Source organism: Agrobacterium sp. DE0009, assembly GCF_007680755.1.
GTDB lineage: Bacteria > Pseudomonadota > Alphaproteobacteria > Rhizobiales > Rhizobiaceae > Agrobacterium > Agrobacterium tumefaciens_B.
In genome coordinates, this window is the sequence record NZ_VEIU01000002.1 from 174302 (window position 1) to 190271 (window position 15970).

Genomic DNA, 15970 nt, shown 5'->3' on the forward strand with positions numbered 1-15970 from the left:
ATACGACCGAACCACCGAAAGAGTTTCAGGTTTCAGAAAAAAATTCAAAAAAACATTGGCCGCCTGAAACTTATCAGGCCACTCGCCCGTATCTGCCGGCAGACGCAGACAAATTTTTAAAATGCAACGGCGAGGAAAGATGAGCGGCACTGAAGCAAGACAACAGGTAGGCCAGCGCCGGATCGCCGTGGTGGGCACGGGCATTTCGGGCCTGTCGGCGGCGTGGCTTCTGTCGCAGCGACACGATGTGACGGTTTTCGAAGCATCTGACCGTATTGGCGGCCATACCAATACCGTCACCTTCGACACTGATAATGGACCTGTTCACGTCGATACCGGTTTCATCGTTTATAACGAGGTGACCTACCCCAACCTCACCGCACTTTTCAAAGTCCTCGGCGTGCCAACGGCCGCATCCAACATGTCTTTCGCGGTGTCTCTCGATAATGGCAGCTTCGAGTATTCCGGCGGAACCGGATTTGGCCTTCTCGCACAGAAATCCAATCTCATCAGGCCGCGTTTCTGGTCCATGCTTGCCGACGTCCTGCGATTTTACCGCAACGCCCCTCGCGATCTGCCCACCATGGGCGACATCTCGCTCGATGACTATCTGACCCGCAACCACTATGGCCCGGCGTTCCGTGACGACCACCTCTACCCGATGGCAGCGGCGATCTGGTCAACGCCGGCGATGGAAGTCGGCCGGTACCCGGCGGCACATTTCATAAAGTTCTGCCGCAATCATGGGCTGCTTCTTTTGCGCAACCGACCGATCTGGCGCACGGTTGTTGGTGGCTCGCGGGAATATGTCAAACGCATCACCGCACCTTTCGATGACCGCGTTCACCTTTCCACTCCCGTGACGCGCATCAACCGCCTGCCCGATGGCGTGGAGATAGTGAGTGGAAATGGAAAAGTCGAACGTTACGATGACGTTGTGATCGCGGCCCACGCCGATCAGGCCCTGGATATGCTGGCCGATGCTACGCCCCATGAGCGGCGCATTCTCGGCGCATTTGCCTATACGCAAAACCGAGCTGTTTTACACACCGACAGCAGCTTCATGCCGCGCCGTCGCGCCGCATGGTCCAGTTGGAACTATGTGACAGACACGAAAAGGTATGCCGGACAGCCGAGCATCACCTACTGGATGAACAGGCTTCAGCCTCTCGGAGAGACCGTCGACACTTTCGTAACGCTAAACCCGTTACGCGAGCCGGAGCAGGGAAAGATAATCGCAGAGGAAACCTATCAGCACCCGGTTTTCGACGCCGGCACCGAACAGATGCGCCAGCAGCTCTGGGCGTTGCAGGGTCTTCGAAACACCTGGTTCTGTGGGGCCTATTTCGGCTCCGGCTTTCATGAAGACGGGCTTCAGGCGGGCCTCGCTGTCGCCGAGGACCTCGGTGGTGTCAAACGACCTTGGCAGGTTGCCGACGAAAGCGGCCGGATAGTCCGGCTGGATCTGTCAACGATCGCGAAAGACGAAAAACCGATGGAGGCTGTTGCATGACGCCTCCCCTCGCCTCTGCACTTTTTCCAGGCCATGTGACCCATGCGCGCTTCAAGCCCAAAAGTCACAAGCTGGCCTACCGGATTTACTCTCTGCTTCTCGATCTCGACGAGCTGGACCTTCTCCACCGAAAACTGCGATTTTTCTCCGTGGACCGGTTTAACCTGTTTTCTTTCCATCGCAAGGATCGGGGCAACGGGAGCACGGCAGATCTTCGTCGGCAGATCGAAACAGCAATGATCGCGGCGGGCATCGTCGCGGACGGAGGACCGATTCGACTGCTCACCATGCCGCGTCTGCTCGGCTGGGCCTTCAATCCTCTCAGCGTGTTCTTCTGCTACGGCCGCGACATGTCGTTGAAGGCTATCCTCTGGGAAGTCGATAATACTTTTGGTGAGAGACATTCCTATCTCATCCCGGCCGAAATGTGTGAAGACGATGAGGTCGTCCAGCGGTGCGACAAGGCGTTTTACGTCTCGCCCTTTATGGACATGGAACTGCGCTATGTTTTCCGCGTCGCGCCCCCTGCCGATACGCTGAAGATCGTCATTCAGACTTGCGACAGGGACGGCATCGTCTTGACCGCGCGGCATCTTGCCCGACGCGCGGAGCTCACCGACCGTGCGCTTCTCCAAGCCTTCGTTAGCATACCGTTTCTGACACTCAAGGTCGTCCTGGGCATCCATTGGGAAGCCCTGAAAATCTGGCTGAAAGGCGTCAACCTTCGAAAACGCCCGCCGCCGCCTGCCGAGCCTATCTCCTTCATCCCACCATTATCGTCGCAAATCGAGGCCAAGATACATGACCCCGTTTGACAATCTGTCGGAACTTCCGGTGCAAAATGCCAGCCTGAACCGTGGCCCGCGCTTGGGCATCTGGCTCATCAACCGGCTCTTGAACAATATCGAGCGTGGCCGAATCCGTATCACCCTCCCAGGCGGTACAACGCTGGAACGATCGGGCGAGACCGATGGCACCGAGGCGGTCCTCGTACTGCACAACTGGCGGGCGATCCGCAGGCTTCTCGTCAACGGTGATATCGGCTTTGCCGAGGGCTATATGGAAAATGATTGGTCGACGCCCGACCTGACCGCACTTATCCGTTTTGCCGCGCAAAACCGCGAGGCCTTCGAAAATTCGACGCGGGGAAGTTTGCCGATGCGTTTCGTCAACCGGATCGCACATGCGTTGAACGCCAACACAAAACGCGGCAGCCGTCGCAACATCGAAGCTCATTACGATCTCGGCAACGAGTTCTACCGGCAATGGCTCGATTCCTCGATGCTCTATTCTTCGGCAATCTTCGATGACACGACAAAAACGCTCGAAACTGCGCAGCTCAGGAAACTGGATCGCATTGCCGAAAAGCTGCAACTGACCGGCGGCGAAAGCGTGTTGGAGATCGGCTGCGGCTGGGGAGCGCTGGCAATCCATCTCGCGACACATAGCGGCTCCAACGTCACCGGCATCACGCTCTCTCCCTCACAATTGCAATGGGCGACATCAGCGGTCGTAAAAGCAGAGAAAACAGCTTCCATCGATCTGAGGCTGCAGGATTACCGGGACGTGAATGGACAATTTGATCGTATCGTCTCGATCGAAATGTTCGAGGCTGTCGGAGAGGCCTACTGGCCCAGCTATTTCGAAGCGCTGAAGCGGTGCCTGAAACCTGGCGGCCGCGCAGTCCTCCAGATTATTTCGATCGATGAGGACCGCTTCGATACCTATCGGCGAAAGGCCGATTTCATCCAGAAATATGTTTTCCCGGGTGGCTTCCTTCCGTCCGACAGCGCACTTGAAAAGGCGGTCGGCAAAGCCGGCATGAAGCTCACCGACAAGGAGCTCTTCGGACAGTCCTATGCCCGCACCCTTGCGGATTGGCGACACCGTTTCCATGCGAAGTGGCAGACGATTTCGCTGCTGGGCTTTGACGAGCGCTTCCGCAGGCTCTGGGATTATTACCTGTGTTATTGCGAGGCCGGCTTCATTGAGGGGACCATCAATGTCGGCTTCTACACGATCGAACATCCATGAGGCGCGACGAACTCGGAGATAAGCAATGCGCATCAAAAGGTTGAACATCGCATTCGCGCTGGTCCCTCTGCTCGCCGCATTCAGCGCTACGGCAGCGGATATCGAGGGCAATTGGGCGCGCGGTGACGGCAAGGCGAAAGTGGTCATTGCTCCCTGCGGGCAAAACATGTGCGCCACCAATACCTGGATAAAGCCGGGCACGCCGAAGGAAAAGACTGGCGACCGGCTGATCATGACCATCAAGGAAAGCGGGGCTGGAAGCTATTCCGGCACCGCCTTCGACCCGCAGCGCGACAAGTCCTACAAGCTAACGGTGACGGTGGCGGGTAACAGCATGACCACGAAAGGCTGCATTGTCGCCGGCCTCCTTTGCAAAGGCATCGATTGGACCAGGATCGACTAAGATTCTCCTCGGCTGTCCCATCGATCCGATTGATTAAACCGCTTCAACACCAACCTCGCATTCTCTCATGTCCTGAAAGGGAAAGTACCGATGAAGACCTATATCGCCGCCTATGTCCTGACCCTCGTCGCCTTTCTGGTGATCGATTTCATCTGGCTGAGCACGATGGCATCGCGCCTTTACCGACCCGCCATCGGCGAGCTCCTGGCTGACAATTTCAGGGCTGCGCCGGCGATCATCTTCTATCTCATCTACGCTGCGGGGCTGACGTTCCTCGCGGTCCGGCCTGCCCTGCTCTCGGGAGAATGGACGTCCGCGCTCCTCTATGGCGCAGTTGTTGGCTTCATGGCCTATGCCACCTACGATCTGACCAACCAGGCAACGTTGAAGACCTGGCCAACGACCCTTACCATTGCCGATCTGGTGTGGGGAACATTTGTTTCCGCCGCCGCGGCGACCATTGGTTATCTCGTTACCGTGCGTCTGCTTGGCCCACTTGAAAATTCGGCGGGCGTCTCATGACAGCCTGTTCATTCACCACTCTATCGCCCTCGGTTCTGCCATGGCGCGAACTTCCTGTCTGGCGTCTCTTGTTTTCCTGCGAAAGACAACCCTATAAAGGGCGAGCAGCAAGGAAGGTTCGAATGCAGGGCACAGAGATCGCTACCCTTATCAACCGTGTCGGCATGGGTGATCGTTCAGCATTCGTCTCGCTTTATCAGGCAACCAGCCCGAAGCTTTTCGGCATCTGCATGAAAATCCTGCGCGACAGAACCGACGCCGAAGAGGCCCTGCAGGAAATCTATATCAAGGTCTGGCAGCGAGCCCGGACTTTCGCCACAACCGCCGGCAAGCCGACCACCTGGCTTGCGGCAATCGCCCGCAATCATGCAATCGACACGATCCGGGCACGCAAACCGATTGGCGACGACCTTGATGAGGCCTACGATCTGGCTGACGAGTCCGTCCGCGACCCCGAACAGCAGGTCGTTCTGACAGATGAAGGCCGCAGGATCGACGATTGCATGAAGCAACTGGAGACGGTTCATGCACAGGCGGTCCGCCGGGCCTATGTCGAAGGTTTGAGCTATATCGAACTCGCAGAAGAGCTGCGCGTGCCGTTAAATACCATCAGAACATGGCTGCGGCGCAGTCTTCTCAAACTTAGAGAGTGCATGCAGCGATGACAACGGGCGACCAGAGCGGAGGAAAGCACTCGCGCGATGAAATACTCGCCGGCGAATATGTGCTTGGCGTTTTACCGCTCGAAAAGCGCCGCGAACTGGAACGGCGGATTGAAGACGACACGGCTTTCGCGCAACTCGTGCAGCGCTGGGAAGCCGAGTTTTCCGACTTTAATGCCGAATATGCGGAACAGGTGCCAAGCGCCACTGTTTTTGCCCGTATTGAAGAGCGCCTGTTCGGCGGCAAGGCTGCCAACAACAACGGCAGCCTTTGGAATTCGGCATCGTTCTGGCGCTGGATTTCAGTCGCGACGAGTGCGGCGGCGGTGGCAGCCATTGTCTACGCAGCGCTGCCCGATAACCGGCAGGGCACCGCACCGCTTGTGGCTGAGCTTGCCACCACGGACAGCCAAGTCAATCTGCTCGCATCTTACGATGCGGAATCGGGACGAATGCATATCGTCCCTGTTGCGACCGGCAAGAGCGACGAGAAGTCACTGGAACTGTGGCTTGTGATGGATGGCGGCAAGACGCGTTCGCTGGGCGTATTCCAGCCGGGGGCGACGGGTGACCTGATCATCCCCGCCAACATGCGCCAAGAGATAACGGCGGGCACGACCTTCGCCATCAGTGTGGAACCCTTCGGCGGATCGCCCACCGGTCAAGCGACCGGTCCGGTCATCGCGGTCGGCACGGCGCGGTCTTCATAGCCGCGCTTCGCCGCGCCTCAGGAGAGATTCTCTGGCTGGGAGGGCGGCAAGATCACGTTCGGACACAGAAAATTCAACGCCCGCGCCGGGAACGTTGAAAGCCTGCAATCTCTTCTTATGTCCTGTCAGGATGTATATCCGCGTTTGGAAACGCTGCGGAGAAGGAAGGAGATTTGATGATCGACGAATATGGCCCATACGTGCAGATGTCCACGCTGGGCGAACGGATGGCGGCCTGCTACCAAACGGACAATAATCTGGCGCTCGAACCGCATCTGGCTCACTATATGGACGAGGTGGAGGTTAATATCGCCGCCGATCGCTTCGATCATCTTGGTTTTCTGAACAGGATCAGCAGCCGCTTGCAGGTGACGCTGGCGGCGACGACCAACGGGCGGCGGCGGGAGTTTCTGGAGGCCGTCATCGCGTCATTGAAAGACCGTATCGATAGCCATTCTCTCAAAGCGGCTCAACAAGGGCAGGACGCCACGGATCTGGCGGAGCCTTGAAAACCGGCGCGAATCGCCACTCCGCTCATTCAACGAACACGCGAACACTCGACGCCCGGCCGTCAGCGTCTATGACCGTGAGTGTCGAAAAGCCTTGTCCCTCCGGCCGCCACTCGCTGTTGCGGCGATGAGATGGGTCTGGCAGCGGTCGGCCGTTGGCAAGCCAGCGGAAGGGTGCGCGCCCGCCCTGGAGCTTGAGCACGAGCGGCGAAATGCCAGACTGACTGGAAAGCTCTACCCGCGCGCCCTCCGGCGGGTAGACGATGCGGGGTGCGCTCTCTCGCCTTGACGCCGACAGCAACCCGCTTGCCGTGGTCGTGAAACGGCGCTGGTTGGCTGGAAGGTCCGCCACCGAAAGGCGCGCCACGCCCGATGGCGCCGCAGGCATGGGCGTGATGGCGACGCCGGATTTCGCGAAAGCGTCGAACAGGATCGGGGCTGCCGTCGCATAGCCGGCAATTCCGGGGACGGAACCATTATCGGCGCGGCCAACCCACACACCGATGACATGCCGCCCGTCGTAACCCACCGACCAGGCATCGCGATAGCCATAGCTGGTGCCGGTCTTATAGGCGATGCCCCGCTGCTTCATCCCAAGCGGCGGCAACACGCCGGAGAGCGTGTCAGAGATATTCCAGATGGCGGCATCCGAAAACAGCCGGTCGCCCTCCATCCGTTCAGGCGAGGAACGTATGCCGTCTCCAAGACGAACCGGCTCCCCGCCACCGGCAAGCCCGGCGTAAAGCTGGACCAGATCAACCAGAGAAATCCCTGCGCCACCGAGCGCGATGGCAAGGCCCGGCGCTTCATTGGCGGGAAGCACAAGCTTGACGCCCGCCCGCCGGAACCGGACCATCAGCGCAGCCGGGCTGACCGCATCCAAAAGCTTGACTGCCGGGACGTTGAGCGACAGTTGCAGCGCTTGACGGACGCTGACATCGCCTTGATAATGCATGTCGAAATTGCGTGGCCGGTAACCTGAAAAATCGGCAGGCCGATCTTCAATAATGGTTTCCTGTCCGACAAGGCCGTCTTCAAAGGCGAGCCCGTAGATAAAGGGCTTGAGCGTCGAACCTGGTGAGCGGATGGCGCGGCTCATCTCCACGAAGCCGCGTCTTGCCGTATCGAGATAGTCCGCGGAGCCAACTTCTGCCAGAATATCACCGGTCTGTGCATCCGCCATCACGATGGCAACAGAGACCTTGTCACCGATTTTTTCGGCCGCATGCCGGGCAACAGCTTCCAACTCCCGCTGAATCGTCAAATTTAGCGTCGAACGGACATTGGCAGCATTTGGATACCGGGCGCGGGCGGCGACTGCCATATGTGGCGCAAAGGCGGGCAAGTCCTGCCGGTTCAGAGGCACTGCCGCGGTTGAAGCCCGCTCCGCCTCTCCCTCTCCCACCACGCGCTCCACGGCAAGCCGTTGCAGGACCCGTTCGCGCGCCTGTTTCGCCGCGTCCGGAAAACGGTCCGGGCGGCGTTTTTCCGGCAATTGCGGCAGCGCTACCAGAAGCGCCGCTTGCGCCGTGTCCAGCCGGGTCGGCTCCTTGCCGAACCAGGCGAGGCTTGCAGCTCTAACCCCCTCGAGATTACCGCCATAAGGGGCAATATTCAGATAGAGATCAAGAATCTCGGCCTTATTAAGCCTTCTCTCGATCTGGAGTGCGCGCGCGGCTTGCAGCAATTTCGCCGAAAAAGATCGGTCGGCGCGCGGCTCGATCAGCCGCGCCACCTGCATGGACAGCGTCGAGGCGCCGGAGACGATCCGCCCGTTGCTCGCCAGTTGCCAGGCGGAGCGCAACAATGCCCAGGGGTCGACGCCGTGATGATCGTAAAAGCGCTGGTCTTCGTAGGCGACCAGCATGCGCAGGAATTGCGGATCGACCTCGCCGGCCGTGGTCCTCAACCGCCAGCGGCCATCCGGTGTCGCGAAGGCGCGCAACAGTTTACCGTCGCGGTCCAGCACCTCGAAGGATCGCTGCCGTGCAGCCTCCAGCGGCGGCGGATAGGCCTTGTCGAGCGCATCAAGACCAAAGGCCGCGCCGCCGATAAGCAGCGCGGCCGTAACGATGCCGACGATAACAGCCTTTTTCCGCCTCATGGGGTTGCCGAGCGCACCTCCATGCGGCCGGTTGCCGTGCGGGCGGCGAATTGCGGCCGGTACATATCCTCAACCGAGGCTGCCGGGTGATCATAGGTGCCCGGGGTGACGGCGCGGACCACATAAGCGAAAGCAATCTCCGAACTGTCGCCGGCCGATCGATCAAAGGCCGCGACGAAACGGTCGTAGCGGAATTCGGTATGTGCCGCTTCCGTTTCCGGCAACCAGTCGAAATTCGAAAGCGCCGCCGAATTGACGAGGCTCGGATTGTCGATTTCGAAACCGGACGGCAAAAGATCGGTCACCAGAATACGCGACTGCCAGTTATTTTGCGGCACCACGTTCAGGACCACCACATAACGCTCGTTCTGCGTGACCTCGCTCGGGTTCACCTCTTCACCGTCCATGGAATAATAGGTGCGGGTGATGGTGAAGCCTTCGCCGCCGGCGGCAAGCGGCTGCGCCGGGGGCGCCACGGTGGTGACAACAGCCGTAACCGGATCGGCCGAGGCATTGGCGATCTTCAAGGGAGATGCCAGCAATTCATCGCCGCTCATCCGCTTGCCGAAACCGCCGGTCTGCAGATCGCCGTTCACATCGAGACGGATATCCTTGTCCTCGCCTTTGACGGCGCGGGCGGCCAGCAGCATCCATGCCTGCTCCTGCGTGCTGGTATAGGGCTTCTTTTCCCACTCCTTGGCCACGGCACCTGCAAGCTGCGGCACGACGGCCGGAACAGGACGGCTTTCAGCCGCAAGCGCTAGCGTTGCCGCACCATCACGAAGGGCAGAACCATAATCGGCGCGGGCGAAGCTGACATTGGTTGCACGGCTTGCCATATCGAGCGAAGCGCCGAACACACTCTTCGAACGGGTCTGGTCGCCATAAAGCGAAAGGGCAGCGGCAACCTGCGCCTTGGCAAGCGGCGTCGGGAAATCGGCAAGCGCCGTATCGGCGTAATAACGCAGATCGTTGATCGCCGCCTTGCGGTTGCGCGCCAGCACATAAAGCGAATAGGCGATCTCGTTGCCGCGATCCTTGACATTGCTGTCATAGGAAAGACCATTCTGCAGGTTGTTCAGCGCCTGCACCATGGCCGCTTCGGGAACGTCGTAATTCTGCTCACGCGCCCTTGTCAGGAAGTCGGTGATATAGGCATCGAGCCACAGATCGCCGTACCCTGGCGACCAGAGGCCGAAACTGCCGGAGCTCGACTGGAAGGACAGCACGCGGTAAATCGCCTCCTGCACCCGCTTGCGGGTATCGGGATCCTCAGCCATGCCGCTGTCCTTGGTCAGTTCCGAGACATAGAGCAGCGGCAAAGCGCGGCTCGTCGTCTGCTCGGCGCAGCCATAAGGATATTTATCCAGCATCATCACCAGCGCCGGAATATCGAAGGCGGGTGAGCGCGTGACGTTGATGGCGACGGAGGAACCGAGCAGCATGCTGTCGGCCAGAAGATCACCGTTGATCGTCAGGCTGCTATTCGGCGCGATCTTGATTTCGCGTCGCGTGGTCACCGGCAGAACGGCCGGGCGGACCGGAACATTCAGCACCTGCTCCAGCGAAACGCCTGATGCATTGGAAACCTTGATGGTGATCGCACCGTTGCCGGGCTGTTCACCCGTCAGCGGAACGGTCAGTGAAGACTTGCCGCCTTTTTGAAGCGCCAATGTCTGCGACATCTCGCCCTGATCAACCGTCAAGGCCGTATTGCTCGTCACATCCAGTCGGTAATCACCGGCCTCACCATCTGTATTGGCGATATCGAGCCGCAATTGCGAGACATCGCCGGGGGCGAGGAATTTCGGCGCGCTGGCCGTCACCACGACGGGATCGCGAATGATGGTATCGGAGACCGCATGGCCAACACCCGTCTTCGTCCAGGCCACAGCCATGATGCGCGCTGTGCCGTTGAACTGCGGAATATCGAAACTGACAGTCGCCTTGCCGCTAGCGTCAAGTTCGACCGGGCCGGCAAAGAAGGCCACCAGCTTTTCGGTGGGCGGACTGCCTTGAAGGGCTGCCTGCGCCCCGTCACCACCGGTGCGCAGCCGGCCGGTGGCGCCAAGCGAGCCGTCGATCAGGCGGCCATAGAGGTCGCGGATTTCAAGCCCCAGCCGACGCTGGCCGAAATACCACTCATCCGGCTTCGGCGGCTCATAGCGGGTGAGGTTCAGGATGCCCACATCCACCGCAGCAACGATGGCATAGGCTTTCTCACCGACGCCAGCACCGGCGACGGTGATCGGAATTTCAAGCGGCTGGCGCGGCAGCGTCTTCTGCGGCGCGCCGAGCGTGACAGCAAGCTTGCGCTCGGCCGGATCGACGGCAAGCCACTTGATGCCGATGGCGCGCATCGGCATACGGCTTTCCTGCGCATCGCCGGGCCGGAACAGCGTCGCCGTCACATAAGCGCCCGCCCCCCATTCCTCGGTGACCGGAATGTCGATCTCGCCACCATTCTCACCAATCTCGGCGTTCTGAACGGAAATCAGCTTCTCGGAACCGGACGTGATCATCAGCTCGCCGGCAAAACGCGAGGAAACCTTGAGTTTGGCCGTATCGCCGATCTTGTAGCTCTGCTTATCCAGTGCGATTTCCAGCGCATCCGGCGTTTCGGTCGAGCTTGCCTCGACATAGAAACCTGCATCGAATTCGACGCTCGAAACCGGTGCGCCATTGCCCGCGCCTTCCACTTCCAGCCGGTAGCGGCCCCAGGTGACGGGCACGGAAATCTCGCCGCCGTTGGCATCGACCGAAAGCGTACCCGCTTCCTGCTGCTTGGTGTATTCCACCGGCTCGTAACGCCAGGAATTGCCCTGACGATACCATTGATAGTTCCGCTCGACCTTGATGAGCTTCCAGTTGAGGCCGCTCATCGCCTGTTTGACACCATCGGCGCTGACGCCGATAATATGGAAACGACCGACGGAATTCTGGGCGAGATCGCCGGAAAATTGCGGCTTTATACCGATGAGAGGCGCTTTCGCCTTGATGGGTAGCGTCAGCGAGCGCTCCACGGCACGTCCGCCCGCCTCCTGCATGCGCACGGTAATATTGGCGGAAAGAAGCTGTGTGGTAGAGGGTAGATCGGTCAGATCAACATTGAAGCTCGCCTTGCCCTCTTCATCCAGCACCGGCATATCGGAAAGTGTCGTGCGGTTTTCTTCTTCGCTCTCCTCATCGGCCAGACCGAAGAAATAACCTTCGAAATCGGCGCTGGTGCGTGTCGGCTTGATGGCGATCTCGCCTTCCAGCGTCAGGCCGGCGGCCGGGGCGCCATAGAGATAGCGGCCATCCACATCGATTGCCGTTTCCGCGCCCGGATCGATCTGCTTTGCCTTGCTAGAAAGGTCGAATTCGGTGCGATCAGGCACGAAATCATCGACGAGGAAGCTCTTTTCGCTGATCGCAGCCGTCTTCGGGTCGGTATGGATGCGCAATGTCCAAGTGCCACGCATGGCATTTGCCTGCAACGGCAGATCAACCGCATGGCCGCCCAGTGCCTTGCCGTCGCTGACGAAACGTCGATCCTCGACACCGTCAGGGCGCGAGAAGATGAAGGTGAGCGGCAAATCCTCGATTGCCTTGCCGTCGACATCGCGGGCAAGCGCTGCGGCATGTACGGTCTCTCCGGCGCGGTAGATACCGCGTTCCGTCCAACTGAAAACGTCGATTGCGCCGGGTGCTGCACGTCCCGTCACGCCGCGATCCGAAAGATCGAAGCCGGCGCGGGTCATATCGAGGAACACGTAGTCCTTATCGCCGTTGCGCGCCGTCAAGATAGCGGGCGCCTGCGCCGCCGTGCCGCGCATCAGGCCGGCAGAAAAGACGGCGCGGCCATCCGCATCAGTCTTCGTGGTACCCAACACCTCGTTGTTTTTGGCAAGCAACTGCAAATCCACGTCGGCAAGCGGCTTGGCGCTGCCGAGTGCGCGCACGAACACGTTCAAACCGTCGGTTCCGGCATAGGTGGTGATGCCGGTATCGGATACGAGGAACCATTGCGTGGCGCGGGAATCCCATGTTTCCGGCGCCGTGCCAGGCGGAACGGCGGTCAGTACATAGATGCCGGGTTTGCGCTCCGGCAGGGCTTCATCCACCGGGAAGCTCGTCACCACATCCTTGTTGAGGTCGGGCTGGATATCGATTGATCCCTGCCAGACGAGTTCGCCAATCTCGTTTTCAATACGGTCGGCGTTGTAACCGTCCATCTGTGTCAGGAACTGCGAATTGGTGAGAAGCGCGGTGATGTTGCGGTCGCCAACGCGGTAGAGCTTCAGGTCTGCCTTGTCGGCATTAACGGAAACGATCGGAATCCCACGGCGCGCCATACCCGGCAGCACGAAGTTTTCCCCGGTGAACCGCACAGTTGCGCTCCGGTCACGCACATAGATATCAAGATCAACCTGCTTTTCCAGCGGCTCTTCCACCGAGGACGGCAGGCCGGCGCGCAACGCGATCTTGTAGCGCTGGCCGTGGGTGAGGCCTTCGACGCAGATCTCACTGCCCTTCGCTTCGATGGCCTTGGGAGCGGCGCCGTCCAGCGTGACGAAGGAGGAATAATCGACACCGTTCTTCACCAGCGGTTCGGAAAACTGGACGCAGGCCCGCGGGCTGACGCTATCCGTATCCACTGTGTTGTTGATGACGCGGAAACCCTGACGCGTGCGCAGGTCGGCATAGGCGGCTTTTGTCTGCGCATTATCCGTGAGCGCAAGGCTCTCCTTATAGGCATTGAGCGCCGCGCGATAATTCTGGGTTCTTTCGAAAGCCTTCGCCAGCCGATTCAAGGCCTCAGTGCGCGCCGCCACCGTGCGGCTCAGTTGATAGGCATTGATGGCAGCGGAAGCGGCCTGTCCGGCAATAGAATAATTGTCGGTGACTTGCGCGGCCTTTTCGGAAAGCTCCGCCCAAAGTGCGCCGTCATCAGGTGTGATGGCGAGCGCCTGCTTATAAGTGGTGACGGCATCCGGAATATTGCCAGCGGCAGCCTGTTGCCGTGCCGTTTCGACAAGTATTTCCACGCCCTGCTGCGCCTCAGCCTCATCGACAGCAAGACCCGCTTTTAGCCGGCGCGCTTCCTGCTGCAGGCTGTCAGTGACGAATGACAGGCGCTGCGGCGCGCCGATATCTGGCTCTGTAGCCACTTCGACAATCTTGCCGGCGACAGCGCCCGGGAAGGCGTTCAGCTGATTGAAATCCGATTTGAGGAAGCACCATTTCACCTTTGGATTGTAGGTGAAGGCCTTGCAGGACGCGTCGCCCACGCAAATCTCACCGCACTGCTCCAACGACACGTTCTGCTCGGTTCGCAGATCGAAGCCGAAATAATCGCCATTCTGAGTCGTAACCACCTTCCGCGAAGGTTCTGCTGCCGTGACTGGCGAAAAAATGAGGGCAGTCGAGACCGCAACCAACGAAATCCGGACGAGCGCGCGCAACGACATCAATATCCTCCCGCATCAGATATGTCGGGCGGAACTCTGGTCAAATCCACGCATGGTTGTCAACGCATCTTCGTCAATTAGCGACAGGCGATACGCACGGACGCATACCTTTGCGCCCCTAGTCCTCGATTTTGCGCGCTTCCGAGATCAGCATGATCGGCACCCCGTCACGGATCGGATAAGCAAGCCTTGCGCTTTCGGAGGTGAGTTCGTTTCGAGCGCGATCATAGGAAAGACGACCCTTGGTCAGAGGGCACACCAGAAGCTCCAAAAGCTTCGGGTCGACATTGCTTAACCGGTCGTCCATGGCACCCGATCCTATTGCAGCACCGTTCCGCCTTCGCCGGAGCCCTGAGCAAGGACAATCTCGGTAATGGCAATCAGCGTTTCGGCGCGTGTCTTGAGATCGGGCGCTTCCAGAAGGGCCTGTTTTTCGGCCGGTCCGAACGGAGACATCATGGAAAGCGAATTGACGAGGACGCGGTTTCCCGCCCGCTCAACGCTCTCCCAGTCTGCCTCCAGCTGATTGGCATCGAGGAACGCGCGGAAAACCCGCAGCAGGTTCTCCCGGTCGACAGCCTCCTCGTCATATTCACCCGAAAGATCGGCGATGAAAGGCGCCTGCCGGAAGCTGCGATAGGGCTCAGCCGATGCCACTTCTTCCAAAAGACGGAAGCGGCATACACCCGTCAGCGAGATGATATAACGGCCATCACCTGTTTCAGAAAATGACGTGATGCGACCGAGGCAACCGACCGCGCTCAGCGGCCCACCCTCAAGTCCCGACTCGATAACGTGCAGCGCCGGCTGCACCATGCCTATGAGGCGGTGGGTCGCAAGGGCCGTGTCGATCATGGCAAGATAGCGCGGCTCAAAAATATTGAGCGGAAGATGGCCCTCCGGCAGCAGCAGTGCGCCGGGCAGCGGAAAGACCGGCACGGTTTCCGGGAAGTCATCGTTCTTCACATATCTCGCATTTCCGACATGCATGGGATCAAGCCCCCTGTTCACTGCTGCCCGGACTGCGGCAGAGCCGCCACGTCCGGGATACGTCCGTTTTACGAAAACAGTATCGCCGAAAGCTTCCTGCGGCCTGCAACCGTTGCGGGATCCTTGAAGCCCCAGGCCTCGAAAAACTCCAGGAGCTGGCGGCGCGCGCCGTCATCGTCGAAGGTGCGGTCCTTGCGCATGACGTAGAGCAGATGGTCGGCCGCCTCATCACGCCGTCCCTGTGCGTTCAGGACCTTGGCAAGTTTCACGCGCGCCTCGTGATCATCGGGATTTTGCGCGAGATCACGTTCGAGCGCGACCGGATCGCCAATTTTACGAGCCTCCTCATATTGCGCTATCTTTTTAGAAACGAGCTGAATGGCGGCATCATCATTGAGTTCGGCGGGAAGAGAGGAAAGCAGCTCGCTCGCCCGCTGATATTGCCCGGCGGCGATCATGCATTCGGCGATACCGGCAATCGCTGCGGGGCTTTCCGGGTCGGCCTGCATGACGGCACCGAAGATCTGTGCGGCGCCATTGAAATCACCATCGGCGAGAAGCTGCTTCGCCTCGGTCAGAGCCGCCTCGATTTCAGCCTTCGGATCACCCGCATCCGGACCGGCAAGCTTGTCGATAAACTGCTTGATCTGGCTTTCCGGTACCGCACCCATGAAGCCATCTACCGGCCGACCATCGACAAAAGCAACGATCGCGGGAATGGATTGGATACCGAGCTGGCCGGGAATGGACGGATGATCGTCAATGTTCAGCTTCACAAGCTTCACACGACCGTTAGCCTCATTGACCACCTTTTCGAGGGTCGGCGTCAGTTGCTTGCAAGGTCCACACCAGGGCGCCCAGAAATCCACCAAAACCGGCTGGCGGCGCGATTCTTCCATGACGTCCTTGGAAAACCCAGCCGTCGTGGTGTCCTTGATGTGGCCGGAGGAAGCGCCGTTCAGTTCGCCATTGTGATGGACACTCGCGGTCATCTGCCCGCCATAAGAACCGCCGTAAGGATTATTGTCGCCGCTCATGCCGGCCTCCCGAAAACTCTGTCATCTGTCTTG

13 protein-coding genes are annotated in these 15970 nt (G+C 59.5%); 8 read left to right on the plus strand and 5 right to left on the minus strand.

The genetic code is table 11. The features are described from left to right. Positions 1 to 139 precede the first annotated feature (139 nt). The 8 genes from FS804_RS10265 to FS804_RS10300 all read left to right on the plus strand — a co-directional run bounded on the left by FS804_RS10265 (position 140) and on the right by FS804_RS10300 (position 6353). The gene (locus FS804_RS10265) at positions 140 to 1513 is read left to right on the plus strand and encodes an NAD(P)/FAD-dependent oxidoreductase (protein WP_144576508.1); all 1374 of its coding nucleotides are present in this window, start codon (positions 140 to 142) and stop codon (positions 1511 to 1513) included. Continuing rightward, on the plus strand, positions 1510 to 2328 hold the full coding sequence (locus FS804_RS10270; RefSeq protein WP_144576509.1) for a DUF1365 domain-containing protein: 819 nt from the start codon (positions 1510 to 1512) through the stop codon (positions 2326 to 2328). The genes FS804_RS10265 and FS804_RS10270 overlap by 4 nt, the downstream gene beginning before the upstream one ends. Continuing rightward, complete coding sequence (locus FS804_RS10275; RefSeq protein WP_144576510.1) at positions 2315 to 3547, plus strand: cyclopropane-fatty-acyl-phospholipid synthase family protein; 1233 nt, start codon at positions 2315 to 2317, stop codon at positions 3545 to 3547. Before FS804_RS10270 ends, FS804_RS10275 begins: the two co-directional genes overlap by 14 nt. Before the next feature lie 25 nt (positions 3548 to 3572). Further along, positions 3573 to 3950 (plus strand): DUF2147 domain-containing protein, encoded by a 378-nt coding sequence (locus tag FS804_RS10280; RefSeq protein ID WP_144576511.1) that lies wholly within the window; start codon positions 3573 to 3575, stop codon positions 3948 to 3950. A gap of 90 nt (positions 3951 to 4040) precedes the next feature. Next, on the plus strand, positions 4041 to 4472 hold the full coding sequence (locus FS804_RS10285; RefSeq protein ID WP_063946888.1) for a DUF2177 family protein: 432 nt from the start codon (positions 4041 to 4043) through the stop codon (positions 4470 to 4472). 122 nt (positions 4473 to 4594) lie between these two features. After that, entirely contained in the window at positions 4595 to 5137 is a 543-nt protein-coding gene (locus tag FS804_RS10290; protein ID WP_144576512.1) for a sigma-70 family RNA polymerase sigma factor, read from the plus strand. Beyond that, on the plus strand, positions 5134 to 5844 hold the full coding sequence (locus FS804_RS10295; RefSeq protein ID WP_144576513.1) for an anti-sigma factor domain-containing protein: 711 nt from the start codon (positions 5134 to 5136) through the stop codon (positions 5842 to 5844). Before FS804_RS10290 ends, FS804_RS10295 begins: the two co-directional genes overlap by 4 nt. A gap of 176 nt (positions 5845 to 6020) precedes the next feature. Beyond that, on the plus strand, positions 6021 to 6353 hold the full coding sequence (locus FS804_RS10300; RefSeq protein WP_144576514.1) for a hypothetical protein: 333 nt from the start codon (positions 6021 to 6023) through the stop codon (positions 6351 to 6353). 25 nt (positions 6354 to 6378) lie between these two features. On the opposite strand, the gene pbpC is transcribed toward FS804_RS10300, so the two are convergent. The 5 genes from pbpC to trxA form a co-directional block, all read right to left on the minus strand. Further along, a complete protein-coding gene (gene pbpC, locus FS804_RS10305; protein ID WP_144576515.1) occupies positions 6379 to 8457 on the minus strand; it encodes a penicillin-binding protein 1C in 2079 nt (692 codons plus the stop codon). Next, positions 8454 to 13910, minus strand: coding sequence for an alpha-2-macroglobulin family protein (locus FS804_RS10310; RefSeq protein ID WP_144576516.1), 5457 nt, complete (start codon positions 13908 to 13910; stop codon positions 8454 to 8456). Before FS804_RS10310 ends, pbpC begins: the two co-directional genes overlap by 4 nt. A 118-nt stretch (positions 13911 to 14028) precedes the next feature. Continuing rightward, on the minus strand, positions 14029 to 14217 hold the full coding sequence (locus tag FS804_RS10315) for a Trm112 family protein (RefSeq protein WP_144576517.1): 189 nt from the start codon (positions 14215 to 14217) through the stop codon (positions 14029 to 14031). Between the two features lie 11 nt (positions 14218 to 14228). Continuing rightward, the gene (locus FS804_RS10320) at positions 14229 to 14900 is read right to left on the minus strand and encodes an LON peptidase substrate-binding domain-containing protein (protein ID WP_186376758.1); all 672 of its coding nucleotides are present in this window, start codon (positions 14898 to 14900) and stop codon (positions 14229 to 14231) included. Between the two features lie 68 nt (positions 14901 to 14968). After that, complete coding sequence (gene trxA, locus FS804_RS10325; RefSeq protein WP_144576518.1) at positions 14969 to 15937, minus strand: thioredoxin; 969 nt, start codon at positions 15935 to 15937, stop codon at positions 14969 to 14971. Between the last annotated feature and the right edge of the window lie 33 nt (positions 15938 to 15970).

Excerpts from the sequence above, each read along its gene's own strand:
- FS804_RS10265 (WP_144576508.1), top strand. The coding sequence starts at position 140 with ATGAGCGGCACTGAAGCAAGACAACAGGTAGGCCAGCGCCGGATCGCC.
- FS804_RS10295 (WP_144576513.1), top strand. The coding sequence starts at position 5,134 with ATGACAACGGGCGACCAGAGCGGAGGAAAGCACTCGCGCGATGAAATA.
- FS804_RS10270 (WP_144576509.1), top strand. The coding sequence starts at position 1,510 with ATGACGCCTCCCCTCGCCTCTGCACTTTTTCCAGGCCATGTGACCCAT.
- FS804_RS10280 (WP_144576511.1), top strand. The coding sequence starts at position 3,573 with ATGCGCATCAAAAGGTTGAACATCGCATTCGCGCTGGTCCCTCTGCTC.
- FS804_RS10315 (WP_144576517.1), bottom strand. The coding sequence starts at position 14,217 with ATGGACGACCGGTTAAGCAATGTCGACCCGAAGCTTTTGGAGCTTCTG.
- trxA (WP_144576518.1), bottom strand. The coding sequence starts at position 15,937 with ATGAGCGGCGACAATAATCCTTACGGCGGTTCTTATGGCGGGCAGATG.
- FS804_RS10285 (WP_063946888.1), top strand. The coding sequence starts at position 4,041 with ATGAAGACCTATATCGCCGCCTATGTCCTGACCCTCGTCGCCTTTCTG.
- FS804_RS10290 (WP_144576512.1), top strand. The coding sequence starts at position 4,595 with ATGCAGGGCACAGAGATCGCTACCCTTATCAACCGTGTCGGCATGGGT.
- FS804_RS10275 (WP_144576510.1), top strand. The coding sequence starts at position 2,315 with ATGACCCCGTTTGACAATCTGTCGGAACTTCCGGTGCAAAATGCCAGC.
- pbpC (WP_144576515.1), bottom strand. The coding sequence starts at position 8,457 with ATGAGGCGGAAAAAGGCTGTTATCGTCGGCATCGTTACGGCCGCGCTG.
- FS804_RS10320 (WP_186376758.1), bottom strand. The coding sequence starts at position 14,900 with ATGCATGTCGGAAATGCGAGATATGTGAAGAACGATGACTTCCCGGAA.
- FS804_RS10310 (WP_144576516.1), bottom strand. The coding sequence starts at position 13,910 with ATGTCGTTGCGCGCGCTCGTCCGGATTTCGTTGGTTGCGGTCTCGACT.
- FS804_RS10300 (WP_144576514.1), top strand. The coding sequence starts at position 6,021 with ATGATCGACGAATATGGCCCATACGTGCAGATGTCCACGCTGGGCGAA.